Consider the following 15,340-nt stretch of genomic DNA (forward strand, 5'->3'; position numbering starts at 1 on the left):
CCCTTCTTATCCTCGTCTCACCGTCCCTCGGATCTGGTCACGGAACCATGCTTGTCCAGCATCACTTTCGATCCGAGGATGCCAGATCATGGTGTAGGGGAAGTCACCAATCTCTTGAGGGGGCAATACTTGCCGAAGGTTTGCCAATTTTGAGAGTTCGAGTGCGACACGCATGGGGACGGTGAATATCAGGTCGGTGCCCACAATATTGAGCGCGGTTGCCATGAAGTAGGGTGACTGGAACACAATATCTCTTGCCTTTCCCAGATCAGCCAGCGGACGATCGATCATTGTTTGCTGTCCTTCTGCAACGGCAACGATCGCATGGGGACGACGCAGGTATTCGTCCAAAGAAAAACGCTTGTCTTTAAATGGGTTGTCTGCACTGATTAGGCAGATAAACTGCTCCTGGTACAGCACTTCCACCTTTAATCCCTTGGGCGGGGTTGGGACGCTGCCCACCCCGAGCGCCAAATCACAGCGTCCCGTTTCTATGTGACGGTAACTCTCTGGTGTCCAGCCAACGACCTCAACGCGAACGCCGGGAGCAAGCTTGCGGCAGAGTCGTACCGTACCGCTGACGATTACGGCGACTGCGTAGTCGGTGCCGGTAACGCGGAAGTATTGCTGCGAAATAGCAGGATTGAAGTCGTTGCTTCCGATCGCCGCGTTGAGGCGAGGCAGGAGCGCTTCTAATTCTTGCAGCAAGCGATCGCCACGGGGCGTTCGTTCGTACCCCACGCCGCTACGGACGAGCAGGTCATCGCCGAGCGCCGTCCGCAACCGACCCAGCACCCGGCTCATCGCGGGCTGACTGAGCGAGATGCGGACGGCGGCACGAGTAATGTGTTTCTCCTCCAGAAGGGCTTGTAACGCCAGAAGCTGGTTCAGGTCGATGCGGGAGAGGTTAGGGAACTTTTGAGTCATAACCTCATCATATTGTTATTGATATAATCCCTATGCCAAATATGCATTGGACGCATTATGAACAGCGTGTGATGATTGACCTAGTTGCATTCGTGTTTGCCATTAATGAAGGATTTCATGCATTCATCAGCGACGATTCAAACTTCAGCGATGTTTTTTACGGTAATGAGTTATGACCAACAGCAACCCGAAAGATGATGCAAGACCCAATCACAATGATTGCCGTTCAGCAAGGAGGCGAAAGGTTTCCCGTCGGTCTGCGCTGGGATTGTTAGGACTTGGTGCTACCGCTGCCTTAACACCCACTTTTTTGAAGATGGCTCAGGCACAGAATCAACCGCTGCCGTCGCAACCTGCTTTAACTCAGCCAGCGCCGATCATCACGAAAGAAATCCCGCGCACAAAGGAGAAACTGCCTGCAATCGGTCTGGGCACGTTTATGACCTTTGATGCTTTGTCTAATCAGCCACGCGATCGTCTTCAGCAAGTGATGCGCCGCTTTTGGGATGCAGGCGGGCGAGTGGTTGATACCTCACTGCTCTACGGGATGTCGGAAGTGAACGTGGGCGAGTTTGCCAGAACACTCGGCTTGACCGATGCTTTGTTTATTACTAACAAAACCTGGGCAACAGGTGAGTATCTGGGCGATCGCAGCCAAGTTCAGCGTCAGTTAGAACAATCACTGAAGCGCTTGTTCCGCGATCGTATTGATGTCATGCAAGTTCATAGCTTGGTGAATGTAGACGCGATTTTACCCCTACTAAAGGCATGGAAAGCAGAAGGTAGAATTCGCTACGTGGGCGTTACCCATCACGATCCGTTGTATTTTGCTGCGCTTGAAAGGTGGATCGAGAACGGCGATCTGGACTTTGTTCAACTGCGCTACTCAATTCGTCAGCGTGGAGTGGAAGACAGAATTCTTCCGGCGGCGGCGGCGCGAGGAACAGCCGTCTTAGCTAACATGCCCTTCGAGAAAGCCCGTCTTTTTGCCTTGGTCAAGGGGCAACCACTACCCGATTTTGCCAGCGATTTTGGCTGCGAGAACTGGGCACAGTTTTTTCTCAAGTATGTGATTTCTCACTCGGCTCTAACCTGTGCGATTCCCGCAACCACAAACCCCGATCACGTTGTTGAGAATATGGGAGCACTAAGAGGATCGCTACCTGATGCTTCGATGCGCGCCCGGATGGTGAAACACATGGAAAGTCTTCCCGGTTTTGACAACCTTCTCCAAACGCCCTGGTACCCAGGCAAGCATTTTAGCGGGTTGGTTCGCCTGCCAAAGCCACGTCCAATCGGTTGAGATGGAGTATAGATTATGCTACCTAGCTATCTGCTTTCCCTGTTTGTTTTGACCTTTTCGGTGAGTGCGCTAGGGTCGCCGGTACTCAGTCAAGCGCCAAGTCAGTTGCCCTATTGAACTGAGGCTGCACCCGCAACGGTCGCTCGGCAAGAGCTTTATCCAAATCACTTGTATAACGAAACAACAGCACAGGGCACTCTTCAAGAGTGCACCTACAACAACTCTTGAAGAGTAAACGTAATATTGCTTGGACACCTTCAATATCACGCTTCGGAAGGACGAATTGGTAGAGGGGGTTCAGACTGGCGAAGCTGTTATTTACCGTCATCAAACCGCTGAAACCAAGTAACGGCGACAATCTTAGAAAACAAGACTTGTAAGATGCTGCTTAGGCTGGAGAAAAGGAAAATTTCGCCCACTAAGAACGGTTGCGAATCCTTAACGTACGATTTTTCCCGAAGTCTGAAGTGCCCCCTTTAATAACGATCAGGGGTCTCGCTATGTCTTTCACATTTGATGATTTAGAACGTCTGGCAGAAGAGGAATTTGAGCTTTCACCAGGGATGGCACTGACAGCGCAACAACAACAATTTCAGTCAGTACCTTTGGCAGAAATCCTGGTTCTGTTAGACTCAGACATCAGCAGTCTATAAAGCGCTCCAGCCCTACTTAACCGCAACTCTGCAGGAGAGCTCTAAGCAAGACACTGAATTTTATGCTTCATTAGTGTAGGAGCGCTGCTCTTACTTACCACGTTCTGTTCAACCCAAAGTTACAGCAGATAGCCTAAACTCATTACAGAGCGTGATGTTCGCCATTGATGCCATTTTCTCTTACTGCTAGTAACGTTGCAACTCAAGCCAAAATCATTGGTGTCTTGATTACGATCATTTGGATGCTAGAGATTGTGGATCAATTGTTGTTACAGCACCGCCTAAATCGTCTGGGTATTGTGCCCCGTACTCAAATTGGACTACGGGGCATTTTGTTTGCTCCACTGCTGCATGGCACCTGGAATCACCTGATTGCCAATACGTTACCTTTCGCTGTGCTCGGCTGGTTTACGCTGCTGCACGGTGTCACAGAATTCACGGTCGCCACGGCTGTGATTTGGCTCGTCAGTGGTTTAGGCATTTGGCTCTTTGCAGCACCTAACACGATTCACATTGGCGCTAGCGGCATCATTTTTGGCTATTTCGGCTTTTTGCTGTCCCGGAGCTACTTTGAGCAAGAGCTGTTCTCTGCCGCCGTTTCAGTCGTGATAGCTTTGCTCTACGGTCCACTCATTTGGGGCGTTTTACCCTCACGACGACGCGGCATCTCTTGGCAAGGACATCTATTTGGCTTTGTGGGCGGCATCTTTACGGCACGTTATTTACCGGAGTTGAGGCAGTTGTTTGAGCTGCTTTGAGATCGCCCAAGATTATGTATATCTACGTCCCAAACGGTGATGTAGAAATGGAAAGCAATAACTTAGTTGGGGCAGCAGCTCAAAACCTCTTCAGCTAAGCAGTTTCACGGGTTTTATCGTCTTGAATCGCCAAGAAATATTTCTTGGCGATTGAAAGCCTTTCACTGAAAGGCTTTCAGGGCTATTGCTTAGATGAGGGAGATGGTTCTTTTGTCGCAGGAACTTTGCAAAACTAGGCTCATTGACAGCACAAAACTAAGTGCTTTAGTACAAACGGAGTACGCTATTCATAGGCTTCACTGCCATTCAGTGCTTCCTGGGGTGGAGCCGACATATGCGCCTTTGCGTAGCAACGGAATAATTCCCAACGCTAAGCTCAAAATGCTGAATTTGGCTTAGACCTCTAAGGTCGATCCACACGTCTAGAACACAACTTGGTAAAACATGGCTCATTCTTGGATTGATTTAAGATGCTGCTTCAGGCACTGGTTTCTAAGAGTGTAATGCTGGGTAAAAGCTGTATGTAGTCCACAAGCCTTTTACTTGAAGCTGCGGTTTCCTAATGCTTGAGCTAAGCAGGCAATACCTGCTGAGATTTGCTCTTCGTTTAGATCTCCATAACCAAAAATGAATTCTCCTTGATCGTCAGGACTGAAATAGTGAGGTTGAGCAGACATGAGTCCCACTCCAACCTGGACGGCACGTTCAATCACCTCCGCATCGCTCCAAGGTGTGTGCAGCTTGACCATGACATGAATGCCTGCTGTCTCGCCAAAAATGTCCACGAGATCGCCAAAATGACTCTTTAAAGCTTGCACCAATGTTTGCCGGAGTTGGTCGTAGTGCGATCGCATTTTGCGGATATGACTTTCCAGATGACCAGCCTCAATAAACTCGGTCAAAACCTGCTGTTCGAGGGTGGGGAGTTGGCGATCACTCAACCATTTTGCCTGAGCCAACAGCGGCACAAGCGGTTGAGGAACGACTAAATAACCCATTCGCAGAGAGGGAAACAAGACTTTGGAGAACGTGCCGACGTAGATCACAGAGTGGTGGCAATCAAGTCCTTGTAAAGCCGGAATGGGACGCTCTCCATAGCGGTACTCACTATCGTAGTCATCTTCCAAAATTAGAGCCTTGGTCTGCTGTGCCCATGCCAGCAGTTCCAATCGACGTGCCAGTGACAGGATCGCTCCAGTGGGAAACTGGTGGGAAGGGGTGACATAAACTAACCGCAGGGAGTCCGAAGCGAGATCGGTTAACTTTTCTACGATTAAACCAGACTCATCAACGGGCACTGGAAATAGTTTTGCCTGGTGGCTCAGAAAGACACGGCGGGCACTCAAATAACCCGGATCTTCGATCGCAATCCCATCTCCTGGATTGATCAATAATCGCATCACCAGATCGAGTGCCTGTTGGGTGCCATTAGTCATGATGATCTGCTCCGGGTCACACTGCACCGCTCGCGCCCGTCCTAAGTAACGAGCGATCGCTTGGCGTAAAGGTCGATACCCTTGAAAATCTGTGGTGTAGTCCAACCAGTCCGAAGCCGCCATGCAATAGCGCGACAGCAATTTGCGCCAGAGGGCAATGGGAAAATGCTGAAGTGCGGGTTGTCCATAGCGGAAGCTGATAGGCAAATCTAAGCTGGGTTGTAGCGTGAAAGGGGTTTGGCTCAGGCAGTCGCCATAGTGCGAGAGTTGAATCGGCAAGGGAGTTGAGTTTGGTTCTACTGCCATTGAATCGGAATGCAGCAGGTCATCGGGGAGTTGAGCACAAACGTAAGTGCCAGAGCCGGCGATCGTTTCTAGATAGCCTTCACTCAGTAACTGGTCGTAACTCTGAGTTACCGTTGTGCGCGAAATTCCTAACGATTTTGCCATCGATCGCGTCGATGGCACTTTCTGTCGAGGCAGTAATCGTCCACTCAGAATGACCTGCCGCAGTTCTTCGTACAGTTGCTGGTGTAGCGGCAGAGAGGAGTGGCGATCGAAGGTAATGGCTAAGTCCATATAAATTTTACGCATCGACCGCATGTGCAAAATTAGTCAGGACATTACAATAAGACATCACGTATTTGAACCATTGTGCGTATTGCAATGTGACATACAGTCTCACGCAAGTAGATTTTATTATTTTGAATACTTACACCCATAAGTTGGCTTTGAGAATTAATAGCAAATTGCCTGTTTTGAGTATTTTTAATTAAAGTTATATCGCCATCTCCGTGAGTAAATGCAACCCTGATTCCCCACAATGCTTGAGCCCTTTCTTTCAAAGTTGAATTTGACGGCGGCATGATACAAGTATCCCAATTTGGATCATCATCGACTGGAAGTGCTTCTATAACATTCCTGGTAAATGATGCATTTCCATTCACAACTTGTTGTCTAGCCTCCTCACAAGCTGTTAACCATGTTATGAACATTCCAATAACCCTCGAAACCGTCTCTTCTGGTGGATCATCAGAATATCCATAATTTGATACTCTATGCTCAGCTATTTCGATAGCTGTCATTATATTATTTGCTCTAATTTCAAAATCTGACATTCTACTCATACGTACTCAGTTCTCCATAGCATTTAACTACTAGTGGACTGGTATTAAAGCATGAAATTGGCTATTGTAAGAGTCCAATCCATTGGCTAGGCTCAGGATAGCAAAATTCAAGCCACGTCATCATGTTGACGCAACCACTCATTCAAACTAGAGCAGCAACGCCTGAAGAGGATGGTCTGATCGCTCGTCATTTTTATCAAATGTGGTTGGACAATCAGATTGCAGAGTCAGCCATTGCGATCGATTGGTTAGAGCTTACTCTAAAATTTATCGACCAGGCTCGTCAGAGTCTAAACTACCAGGCATTTGTGGCGGAAGTAGAGGGAGAGGTGGTTGGCTCTGCCGGATGCCAGCGATTTGCGGGACTCTATCCCAATATTATGCAAGCCACTGAACGCTGCGATGGCTACATCTGGGGTGTTTATGTAGAGCCTGCCTATCGAGGTCGAGGGATTGCCACTCAATTAACACAACAGACGATCGCCTACCTCAAAGCGATCGGTTGTACCCATGCGGTTCTCAATGCCTCCCCATCTGGTAAGCCTGTTTATTCTCGTTTGGGATTTGTAGACGGCAACTTGATGCGACTTGATTTACAACTACAACTAGCACCATGAATTCATCAGATTTAGTCATACAGTCAGACTCGTTAGCAACCACGCAACGTACTCAAATCAAACGCTTGCCTCAACGCGGTGACTATGATCGCACGCTGATCCATCAAATTCTAGATGCGGGTTTAGTGTGTCATGTGGGATTTGTCGTCGAGGCTCAACCTTTCGTGATTCCCACTGCTTACGGCAGAGTCGGCGATCGCCTCTACATTCATGGTTCTCCTGCCAGTCGAATGCTGCGGACGCTGAGGGAAAGTGTTGAAGTGTGCGTGACAGTGACGTTGCTGGATGGATTAGTGCTGGCGCGATCGGCATTTCATCACTCGATGAATTACCGCTCTGTGGTGATCTTCGGCAAGGCAGAGATCGTCGAAGATGCAACCGAAAAATTGGAGGCATTGAAAGCTTTTACAGAGCATGTGATTCCGGGTCGCTGGGTAGAGGTGCGTCCGCCCACTCCTCAGGAGCTTGCCGCAACCCTAGTCCTCACGCTTCCGCTCAACGAAGCCTCTGCCAAAGTGAGAACGGGTCCGCCTAAAGATGATGCAGCCGATTATGAGTTGCCGATTTGGGCAGGAGAGCTACCTTTGCGCCTGACTCCTTTGGTCCCTGTTCCCGATCCTCAGTTGCCGCCAGATATGCAATTGCCGACCTCGGTGCAGCAGTACAGCCAGGGTCTTGCAGAGGCTACGGCATGAGAGCAAGATTCAAAAATTCATTACTCTGCGATTCGTCGCAAGGATTTCACTCGGAAACGATCGGTTTAATCTACGGATTTCTAGGCGTTCTCACGTTCAGTCTGACCCTACCCGCGACTCGCGTTGCGGTACTTGAGCTAGATCCAACGATCGTGGGGTTGGGGCGCGCGATCGTAGCAGCCATGCTGGCGGCGGTGCTGTTAAAGGTGACTCGGCAACCACGACCCTCCCAGCGCCAGATTCCTGGTCTGATGGTCATTGCTGCTGGCGTGATTGTTGGGTTTCCGCTGCTTTCTGCCTGGGCGATGCGATCGCTCCCAGCCGTTCACGGGGCAATCATTCTGGGAATTTTGCCCTTAGCAACTGCATTGGCAGGAGCATTACGAACGGGCGATCGTCCTTCTCGCACCTTTTGGTTGTGCAGTAGCCTGGGTAGCGCGATCGTCGTTGCCTTTGCTCTGTTTACGGGAGGCGGACACCTCCAGATAGCGGATCTGGCTCTGCTGGGTGCAGTGGCATCTGCCGCAGTTGGGTATGCCGAAGGCGGACGGTTATCGCGAGAGTTGGGCAGTTGGCAGGTGATTTGTTGGGCGTTAGTCCTATCCGCTCCTTTTCTGGCTGTACCCGTCGCGATTACCATCGTTCATCATGGACTGCACGCTTCCTTCCAATCTTGGTTAGGCTTTGGCTATGTCAGTGTATTCAGTATGTTTCTCGGCTTTTTTGCCTGGTATCACGGACTGGCGATCGGGGGAGTCGCACGAGTTAGTCAAGTTCAACTCTTGCAACCCTTTTTAACGCTCTTTGCTTCAGCATTACTGTTGCATGAACCAATCACACCATTAACCATTGGGACAGCACTGATTGTGGTGATTGTGGTGGTTCTAGGCAGAAAGGCACCGATCTCGAATACCACCAAAAGGCGCGGAAAAGTTTAGTCAAGGGCGGGTCGAGTAGAGAGGGTTCCTCCAATGTTTAGGCTTGCTTTGTATTCCCCGTTGCTCTCCCCTTTCGGAATACGAGAGTGTCACACGATTTAGCCTTGCATCGTTGGAAACCTCCCCCTCACAGAAGCCTGCCTGCGGTTTTCCCGCACAAGCCTCTTCATTGAGCCATTCACCTGCTCTAATAAAGCGACACTAAGCGACCAGGTCTGGGGAGAGGATGCCACGCTAGATAGCGTAGAAAGCTCTCCCAGCGAAAGCTACGTCGTTGACTCCGTCGATTCAGCCATTTGAAGACCAGCTTGTGAACTGCGTCTTCAAAGTGGTAGAGCGCATGACCGTTGTCGGTGACCCCAAAGTAGTTGAAGTGTCCGCGCAGCTTTTGCCCGATTGCTTGCCATAGCTGAGGCAGCTTATGAGCATTGCGTTTTTGCTGCAACCATTGATTGAGGGTGACTAACGCACGGCGAAATCGTTTCTTTGAAGTCTTGCGCTTTAATCGGGCTTTTCCGTTGCGACTCTTGCCCCAGTAATGGGTGAACCCCAGAAAATCAAAGCTGGGGAATTTTCTCCGGTAATGGACTAGACCTGTGGAATAAATCTAAACATTTAAGCCAAACTCATAGCGGTTGATGAACAATCCAATGACGACATCATGCAACCAGATGGATTTGGAAAAGCAAATGGTTTTGCGAGCCAACCGTTTAATTCGGGTGCGTAAGGTCAGATGCTTGCGCTCAATCTTCTGAGTATGGCGTTTACCCACCCTGTGTAGACTTGGATCGAGGTGTCTTTCATCTAAGTACAGGACAAAAGTTGTAGGGATTGCACAAAGTCGGACTCATTGGACAAGGATGGATTGAGTACCAAATGGCGCAAATAATCGAACCCTAAGCGAAACAGACTTTTGGCGCGACGACCGTGTTTTTTAATCTTAATGGGCTGCCATTGATGCAACCATAACCCGGTTCGCATCGCCCAACATAAAGCTAAAGTCAACAAGGCAAACAATTTACTCAACCGTTCATCATCGGTAAAGTGCGTCGATTCCAGACAGAACCCGCGAGTTTTGAAAATACCAAACAGCGTTTCAATTCCCCAGCGCAAGGCATAGTCTTTGACCAAATCTTGCGCCTTGAGGGGAGCAATCACCACGAGTAACTCCCCATCATCAAGTCGTAGCGCTTCAACGGCAACTGGGTAGCCCCAGACTCGGCAGGTGCCTGTGAGTTGTTGGGATTGACCGGGTTGCAGATGGGCAAAGACGACTCGCGCCGCCAGCACCCTGCCATCATGCTCAATCTGGTCACTGCTGCGAATCCGTAAGCGAAAGGCGAGGGTAGGTTCGAGTAGAAGATAGCGCACCCAGGCTTGCCCAATGAACTCGCGGTCGGCACACAAGTAGTTCACTCTAGCGGTGGGGAACCGTTTGGCAAAGGTCTCCATTAACCGCATCCGCTCGTCACTGTTGGAATTCCCCCGCTTGTCCAACAGCCACCACAGTACCGGGAAGGCAACTCCTTCATGAACTATGCCCAAAGTCAAAATGTTGTACCACTGAGTGCCAAATTTCCAGGTGGTGCGATCCAGGCTCAACACCCAGTCCTCCGGAATCTGCATCCAACTCACCACGACGCTAGCCAGTTGAGCTTCGTCGAGCGCAAACCCTCGGAAAAATCGCTGCAATCGCTTGTAGCTCGATTCGGGCAATGCCCTACCACCAAAGCCTACACACAGTTCGCTCAAGTTCACTGTCTTGACTTTCAGCAAGGCTAACAAGAACAATGCCAGAAATGAAATCCTCGCTCCGTGCCAGTTCAATTGTTCTTGGAGGACTCGCTTTAATTCGCTATATTGGCTCATAGGGTTTCTCCAGAGTGTGGTAATTCTGATGAAACCCTACCCTGCTCATCCTTTCAAGCTTTTTGTCCCGTACTGAGGTCTTTCATAAGCACCCCAAGCATCGGTGTAGAACTGCATAATCCCAAAGGGTTCTAACAACGCTTTGAGTGCCAAGAAAGCACTGTCTTGATGATGAGACAACACATACGCCAACACTTCACCCGTCTGATGGTCAATGGCGTGCCACAACCACCGTTGCTGTTTCTTTGAACCGACGTAACTCCACATTTCGTCAGCTTCAGCCTCCAGATCTTCCCACTGGCACAGTTTCACTATCGTTTGAGTCGGTTCAAGTTCTGCCAAACGAGCTTCATTGATTGCTTTGAGGTGACGGTCTTTTTTTTAGCGTTTCAATCACCGTTGTGCGGCTAATCTTGAGAACACGGGCGGTATCTCGAATCCCACTCCCGTTGACTGCCATATCTGCAATTTGCCGTTTCACTTCTGGGAGGTATCCACGATACCGATAGTCGCGAATAAAAGTAGAGCGAGAACATTGGGAATTGCGACATTTGTAGCGTTGCTTGCCTTCACCTGATTGACCATGCTTGACGACATCGTTACTTCCGCAGGTTGGGCAAAGAATCGGTTCAAGCACCATATTCAAGTCTCCAGACAACTACCCTTTTGATTGTTACCTGTTTCTACAGGTCTAGTCCACTACCCAGTAGAACACCCATCTCATCGAGAAACACTAAATCTTTGAGTTCTATACTCGTCACCTGTGCCCAGTACTCCTGTCTCAGGAGTTGGACTCGTTCGCTGGTGGCTTGGCTGGAGCGGAGCGTTTTTTTTTGCGCGGTAAATTGAGTCTCTGAAAGGTTCGGCACATAGTACTTTGGCTAACCCATAGCCCAGTCTCATCAAAGAGTAGCTCACAATATTCCGCTAAGGTCGCATCGCGCTGGTTCTCGAAGATCGCCACTAACTGGTCTTTGTGCTCCATCACAGGACTCACCGAACCACCCTGCTTATGGGGAACGACGTGACCTTCTGTGCGCTTCTGAATCATCCATCTCTCGACGCAACTCTTGCTGACAGCAAAGCGGGCAGCAACTTTTCGGATCGAGCTATCACCCTTCTCCATAGCACTTACAATCTTCTCTCGAAAGTCTATGGAATACGGCTTCATTTTTGACCCAACGTTGTAATCCTTCATTGTCCTCTATCTGACTGCAATCCGCTGTAAGTGGACTTAGAGAAGCGAATGGTTTTGCGAGTGAGTCGCTTGATCTTTGTGCGTAAGGTGAGATGCTTGAATCTGCTACGAACACTAGCTTGTAAATCAGGGTAGGTAAGACTCGTTGTTTGGAGACTAGACTGCTATGGGTTCTATTTTGTTAGCCACGCCATTTGATCCCGCTGCCTTAGAAGAGGCTGAGACCACTACCTTAAAATCCAGCCTACTGAAACACGTAGAGGGGCGAGATGCAGATCTGATGGCGAAAAAAGTCCGCTTTGCGAACGAGACTCTAATGCCACTCTTCAACGAACTCGAAAAACGTAATCCTACCCCAGATTTAAAGCAACAGATCCCACTATTGAAAGGGATCTGGTTTCCCGCTTGGTCTACAAACCCGTTTCAAGACATCATACCGGGACGAGTGCGCCATGAATCCTATCAAATCTTTGATGACAATGGCTATTATGCCAATTTAGCCCGTTACAAACCTGGACAAAAAGCCCCGATCCTTAGCTGGCTCTCTCGCTGGTTACTCAGTTACGATTTAATGATCATGCAGAGCTATGCCGTCCAAGTTCAAGCCCCTGCTGAACCTGATCACCCATCAACACCTCAGCAAACGGGTCAAGCATACTGGCACATTCAAAATGTCTGCATCCAACAGGTTCTGCGCTTCGGCTCCCGCACCTTCAATAGTGAAGCCGCTCAAATTTGGTTTAATCAAGCCGTGTCCAATTATCAAAAGGATATTGAAGCTCAACAGCAAGTTTCCATTCCCGCTCAAGGGTTCAATCGGGTCACCGCTAAGCAATACCAACAAATCTCCAAAGCTAGCCCCCGACTGGATAACCTTTACATTGACCAGGACTTTCGCCTGGTCAAAACCCAACGTGAAAAATCCCAACGCCCTTCATACACTGTAGCGATACGCTTAACCTAAGCTTCAGGGAGAAGACCCACCCCTCTACTCAAACTTAGATAGATAGAGGATGTCAGTCCAAATCCCAGAAAATTCCGTCAGCCCAAATCCATTCCTCCTAGGATCTCATTCGGGTTGATAACCGGATAGGCTTAGCAGCAGTAAATCAATGAAATCGATGCTGGCAGGAAGTTTCAACCATGCATATCCGGCCTTACCTTTAGGGCACTCCCCAAAGCCGCGTAGCAAAAATCTAGAATGTGTTGACTGTTTGTAACGTTTTCGTTATATTTATTTACATAAAGTTACAAGCACAAATGAGGAAAGCGCAGGATGTACACCGTTGATGAAACTGGACTCATGAACAACTACGCTGTTGAGCCTGCTATCTATCCCGCTGAGTATCCTTCCATAGAGCAGCAGCAGCAATATGTTCTTCAAGCTGCTTTTGCTGCTTTGTTTGTAACGCTGACTGTCCTCACCGCAATTGCAGTTAGCTAAACCACTTAGAGTTTTCTTTGGAAACACCCAGGCGTTACACCTGGGTGTTTCATTGTTTGTCGCTATGCTCGTTGGAAAATCTTGGAGAGTCCTAAGAGGCAAGGCCTCTCGTGCCCATTGCGCGATCGCACCTTAAATCCGTGAAATTTTATAGATTTAAGGTGCTGGTTTTTTAATTTGAATACTAAAGACAGCTATACTACATTGCTCAAATTTACTCTCTGGCTTAGTTTCAATCTCCATCAACTGCGCTCAATAGCAGCGAATCGCAGTCATTGATCGCGGTACGCGACAAGAGGTTTAATCATCAGTATGAAAGCCATCAAGTCATTCATCAAAATTCCGCTGTATGGACTGCTCATTCTCACTAGCGTCTTGTCGCTCGGCATTCCGTTTTGGTGGAGTTATCCGCTAGAGTTACTGAGCCATTTTCGCGTCTATTACCTTCTCCTGTCGGGTGGGCTGGCGATCGCCTTTTTCTTAGCTCACCTTCATCAACAACGGGTTAGGCTAGCGCTCTTAATTTCTCTGGCATTGGTCGTTTTTAACGGAACTTGGATCATTCCCTGGTATTTGCCTCACCCTCAGCCAGCTGCAGGAGATTTAGTGCGGGTGTTGGCGTTTAATATCAATGTTGCCAATGACCAGTGGGATGCGATCGCCACCGCCGTGCGATCGGTTAATCCAGATATCGCTGTCTTGATGGAAACCAGCCCCGAAGCAACGGCAGAGCTATCCCAACGATTGGGCAATGTCCTTCCCTCGGTTTATCGCACATCGGGTGGCGGGTTGACTATTTTGAGCCGATTCAATCTCATCTCGCCTGAAAGCAAACAATTGAATGGGGGCACGATTTTATCAACCTCACTACAAATCAATCAAAAAGTGGTGAAGGTGGTTGCCGCCCACCCGATCGTTCCAGTGAAGCCAAATCTATTTCACCGACGCAATACGCTTTTAGCCGAAATCACAACCGATCTTCAGCAACAGTCCCAGAAATCGCTCATTTTTCTAGGCGATCTCAACCTGACCCCCTGGTCGCCCTATTACAATCGGTTCGTCCGTCGTACCAAACTTCACAATACTCGCTTAGGGTTTGGCATAGAACCTTCTTGGATTGAAGCGGCGACACATGTGCGTTATCCACGATGGGTAACGGCTCTGGTTAAATTGTCGATCGACCATATTTTTGTCAGTTCAGATATCCAGGTTGTGAGTTGCACAACCAGTAAAGCTGCCAATTCGGATCATCGAATGCTGTGGAGTGATCTGACGTTATAGGATGGTTGGAAAGGATACAAATGTACCTCCTTCCATTGAGTGACAAATCTTTTCCCTTTAAATCCCTTCTCCCACAAAGCAAGCGGACGGTGTATCACTTCGCTCCACTCGCACGCTTCGCAAATCGATTCCGCTCAACAGCACCCTTCGGACGCTGTATTCTCCGGACGCAGCTTGCTGTGGGGAAGTGACCCGAAGGAATTAAAGAATTTTTTGCCCCATCGCGTCAAATGCCTTAACCATGGCTGCTGCCGCTTTACTCGTTGGGTAATCTTCGGCAAACAGCGACCAAACCATCGAGTCTCGTTTGCATCCCTCATGATCTTCTTCGCGCTGCCGCAAGGTTGCTTCATGAGTAAAGCCCAATTTGCGTGGAACCGCTGCGCTTGCGAGGTTGGTTGGAGCGCAGTGAATTTCTACTCGTGTCACCTGGTTCACCTCAAAGGCAACTTTAGTCAAAGCCGCTGCCGCCTCAGTTGCTAACCCGTGATTGATGTGATGGGCATCAACCCAGTACCCAATCTCTAGCGCATCGTCGTAGCTGTCAGTATGCAGCCCGATCGCTCCCAGCACTTGCGTTTCGTCAAGATTAAAGATGCCATAGTTAAAGTTCTGTCCTAAGTCGAACTCGCCACGAGATTGCCTGAGCCAGGCCACTCGCTGCTGCAAATCTTTGGGTTCCTCCCGCGCCCACGGTAGCCAGACTTTAAGATGCTCTAAACTTTGGGCGATCGCGGTTGATAACAACGGTGCATCTGCTGGATTCCAACAGCGGATAACCAGTCGTCCAGTATGAATTCGATAGGCTGGACTGAGATGTTCTACTGGCATAGTAGTTGGAACTCCTGCTGCTGAACCTGGTAAGGGTCTCTACAGCACCCCCCGTTCCCAATCCAGACGCTGATGCAAATCACTTCAGCAGCCTACTACAGCCTGATTGGACTAAACTGGACTTAAGTAGTACAGAAAATCCCATGCTACAAGCGTAATCCTGGCCTGTTGACCCACCTACGATGTCGATTCTGTGGATGACTCATTGCTCGTTTCGCAACTATTCAAGCTCTACAAGCCTATTAATAAAATTAATGAGTTGC

The 15,340-nt window shown here is 49.1% G+C and carries 16 protein-coding genes and 2 pseudogenes; 9 read left to right on the top strand and 9 right to left on the bottom strand.

Translation table 11 applies throughout. The annotated features are described in order from the left end of the window. Positions 1-6 precede the first annotated feature (6 nt). Positions 7-927 carry a LysR family transcriptional regulator gene (locus JOY44_RS22310; protein ID WP_171575654.1) on the bottom strand — a complete coding sequence of 307 codons (921 nt, stop codon included), beginning with the start codon at positions 925-927 and terminating at the stop codon, positions 7-9. Between the two features lie 172 nt (positions 928-1,099). Here JOY44_RS22310 and JOY44_RS22315 point away from each other — a divergent pair, with 172 nt between their 5' ends. The 3 genes from JOY44_RS22315 (at position 1,100) to JOY44_RS22325 (ending at position 3,641) form a co-directional block, all read left to right on the top strand. Further along, the gene (locus tag JOY44_RS22315) at positions 1,100-2,230 is read left to right on the top strand and encodes an aldo/keto reductase (protein ID WP_171575655.1); all 1,131 of its coding nucleotides are present in this window, start codon (positions 1,100-1,102) and stop codon (positions 2,228-2,230) included. A 500-nt stretch (positions 2,231-2,730) separates the two neighbouring features. Further along, a complete protein-coding gene (locus tag JOY44_RS22320) occupies positions 2,731-2,883 on the top strand; it encodes a hypothetical protein (RefSeq protein ID WP_171575656.1) in 153 nt (50 codons plus the stop codon). A gap of 167 nt (positions 2,884-3,050) precedes the next feature. Further along, entirely contained in the window at positions 3,051-3,641 is a 591-nt protein-coding gene (locus tag JOY44_RS22325; RefSeq protein WP_171575657.1) for a rhomboid family intramembrane serine protease, read from the top strand. Between the two features lie 539 nt (positions 3,642-4,180). Here the strand turns inward: JOY44_RS22325 and JOY44_RS22330 are convergent. Together JOY44_RS22330 and JOY44_RS22335 are read right to left on the bottom strand one after the other, a co-directional pair. Beyond that, positions 4,181-5,671 (bottom strand): PLP-dependent aminotransferase family protein, encoded by a 1,491-nt coding sequence (locus JOY44_RS22330; RefSeq protein ID WP_197985676.1) that lies wholly within the window; start codon positions 5,669-5,671, stop codon positions 4,181-4,183. Positions 5,672-5,700: 29 nt separating this feature from the next. Further along, on the bottom strand, positions 5,701-6,195 hold the full coding sequence (locus JOY44_RS22335) for a hypothetical protein (protein ID WP_203032089.1): 495 nt from the start codon (positions 6,193-6,195) through the stop codon (positions 5,701-5,703). Positions 6,196-6,326: 131 nt separating this feature from the next. Here JOY44_RS22335 and JOY44_RS22340 point away from each other — a divergent pair, with 131 nt between their 5' ends. Genes JOY44_RS22340 through JOY44_RS22350 form a run of 3 tightly spaced genes read left to right on the top strand, consistent with a single transcriptional unit; the run spans position 6,327 to position 8,454 of the window. Next, a complete protein-coding gene (locus JOY44_RS22340) occupies positions 6,327-6,821 on the top strand; it encodes a GNAT family N-acetyltransferase (protein WP_171575659.1) in 495 nt (164 codons plus the stop codon). Next, complete coding sequence (locus tag JOY44_RS22345; protein WP_171575660.1) at positions 6,818-7,516, top strand: pyridoxamine 5'-phosphate oxidase family protein; 699 nt, start codon at positions 6,818-6,820, stop codon at positions 7,514-7,516. The genes JOY44_RS22340 and JOY44_RS22345 overlap by 4 nt, the downstream gene beginning before the upstream one ends. Next, positions 7,513-8,454, top strand: a complete 942-nt coding sequence (locus tag JOY44_RS22350) for a DMT family transporter (protein WP_171575661.1) — start codon at positions 7,513-7,515, stop codon at positions 8,452-8,454. Before JOY44_RS22345 ends, JOY44_RS22350 begins: the two co-directional genes overlap by 4 nt. A gap of 187 nt (positions 8,455-8,641) precedes the next feature. Here JOY44_RS22350 and JOY44_RS22355 read toward each other — a convergent pair whose 3' ends face one another. From JOY44_RS22355 to JOY44_RS22380, 5 genes and pseudogenes are all read right to left on the bottom strand, one after another. Next, positions 8,642-9,061 carry a group II intron maturase-specific domain-containing protein gene (locus JOY44_RS22355; protein ID WP_171576203.1) on the bottom strand — a complete coding sequence of 140 codons (420 nt, stop codon included), beginning with the start codon at positions 9,059-9,061 and terminating at the stop codon, positions 8,642-8,644. Then, positions 9,062-9,247 (bottom strand): annotated as a pseudogene (locus JOY44_RS22360) (IS1 family transposase); the annotation flags it as partial. Positions 9,248-9,258: 11 nt separating this feature from the next. Next, positions 9,259-10,323, bottom strand: a complete 1,065-nt coding sequence (locus JOY44_RS22365) for an IS4 family transposase (protein WP_171573521.1) — start codon at positions 10,321-10,323, stop codon at positions 9,259-9,261. Positions 10,324-10,401: 78 nt separating this feature from the next. Next, positions 10,402-10,963: pseudogene (locus JOY44_RS32960) on the bottom strand (IS1 family transposase); the annotation flags it as partial. Positions 10,964-11,104: 141 nt separating this feature from the next. After that, positions 11,105-11,521: a helix-turn-helix domain-containing protein gene (locus tag JOY44_RS22380; RefSeq protein ID WP_171571820.1), complete on the bottom strand. Its 417-nt coding sequence runs from the start codon at positions 11,519-11,521 to the stop codon at positions 11,105-11,107. Positions 11,522-11,687: 166 nt separating this feature from the next. On the opposite strand from JOY44_RS22380, the gene JOY44_RS22385 reads away from it, so the two are divergent. The 3 genes from JOY44_RS22385 (at position 11,688) to JOY44_RS22395 (ending at position 14,246) form a co-directional block, all read left to right on the top strand. Further along, positions 11,688-12,485, top strand: coding sequence for a hypothetical protein (locus JOY44_RS22385; RefSeq protein ID WP_171575662.1), 798 nt, complete (start codon positions 11,688-11,690; stop codon positions 12,483-12,485). 312 nt (positions 12,486-12,797) lie between these two features. After that, positions 12,798-12,965 carry a photosystem II assembly protein Psb34 gene (gene psb34 / locus JOY44_RS22390; RefSeq protein WP_171575663.1) on the top strand — a complete coding sequence of 56 codons (168 nt, stop codon included), beginning with the start codon at positions 12,798-12,800 and terminating at the stop codon, positions 12,963-12,965. A 312-nt stretch (positions 12,966-13,277) separates the two neighbouring features. Then, positions 13,278-14,246 (top strand): endonuclease/exonuclease/phosphatase family protein, encoded by a 969-nt coding sequence (locus tag JOY44_RS22395; protein ID WP_171575664.1) that lies wholly within the window; start codon positions 13,278-13,280, stop codon positions 14,244-14,246. Positions 14,247-14,447: 201 nt separating this feature from the next. Here the strand turns inward: JOY44_RS22395 and JOY44_RS22400 are convergent, their stop codons facing one another. Further along, complete coding sequence (locus JOY44_RS22400) at positions 14,448-15,077, bottom strand: GNAT family N-acetyltransferase (RefSeq protein WP_171575665.1); 630 nt, start codon at positions 15,075-15,077, stop codon at positions 14,448-14,450. Positions 15,078-15,340 lie beyond the last annotated feature (263 nt).

The sequence above is a fragment of the Leptolyngbya sp. Cla-17 genome, assembly GCF_016807185.1.
Classification (GTDB): Bacteria; Cyanobacteriota; Cyanobacteriia; order Leptolyngbyales; family Leptolyngbyaceae; genus ULC077BIN1.

Excerpts from the sequence above, each read along its gene's own strand:
- JOY44_RS22325 (WP_171575657.1), top strand. The coding sequence starts at position 3,051 with ATGCCATTTTCTCTTACTGCTAGTAACGTTGCAACTCAAGCCAAAATC.
- psb34 (WP_171575663.1), top strand. The coding sequence starts at position 12,798 with ATGTACACCGTTGATGAAACTGGACTCATGAACAACTACGCTGTTGAG.
- JOY44_RS22340 (WP_171575659.1), top strand. The coding sequence starts at position 6,327 with ATGTTGACGCAACCACTCATTCAAACTAGAGCAGCAACGCCTGAAGAG.
- JOY44_RS22345 (WP_171575660.1), top strand. The coding sequence starts at position 6,818 with ATGAATTCATCAGATTTAGTCATACAGTCAGACTCGTTAGCAACCACG.
- JOY44_RS22400 (WP_171575665.1), bottom strand. The coding sequence starts at position 15,077 with ATGCCAGTAGAACATCTCAGTCCAGCCTATCGAATTCATACTGGACGA.
- JOY44_RS22385 (WP_171575662.1), top strand. The coding sequence starts at position 11,688 with ATGGGTTCTATTTTGTTAGCCACGCCATTTGATCCCGCTGCCTTAGAA.
- JOY44_RS22315 (WP_171575655.1), top strand. The coding sequence starts at position 1,100 with ATGACCAACAGCAACCCGAAAGATGATGCAAGACCCAATCACAATGAT.
- JOY44_RS22365 (WP_171573521.1), bottom strand. The coding sequence starts at position 10,323 with ATGAGCCAATATAGCGAATTAAAGCGAGTCCTCCAAGAACAATTGAAC.
- JOY44_RS22330 (WP_197985676.1), bottom strand. The coding sequence starts at position 5,671 with ATGCGTAAAATTTATATGGACTTAGCCATTACCTTCGATCGCCACTCC.
- JOY44_RS22320 (WP_171575656.1), top strand. The coding sequence starts at position 2,731 with ATGTCTTTCACATTTGATGATTTAGAACGTCTGGCAGAAGAGGAATTT.
- JOY44_RS22350 (WP_171575661.1), top strand. The coding sequence starts at position 7,513 with ATGAGAGCAAGATTCAAAAATTCATTACTCTGCGATTCGTCGCAAGGA.
- JOY44_RS22380 (WP_171571820.1), bottom strand. The coding sequence starts at position 11,521 with ATGAAGGATTACAACGTTGGGTCAAAAATGAAGCCGTATTCCATAGAC.
- JOY44_RS22395 (WP_171575664.1), top strand. The coding sequence starts at position 13,278 with ATGAAAGCCATCAAGTCATTCATCAAAATTCCGCTGTATGGACTGCTC.
- JOY44_RS22335 (WP_203032089.1), bottom strand. The coding sequence starts at position 6,195 with ATGTCAGATTTTGAAATTAGAGCAAATAATATAATGACAGCTATCGAA.
- JOY44_RS22310 (WP_171575654.1), bottom strand. The coding sequence starts at position 927 with ATGACTCAAAAGTTCCCTAACCTCTCCCGCATCGACCTGAACCAGCTT.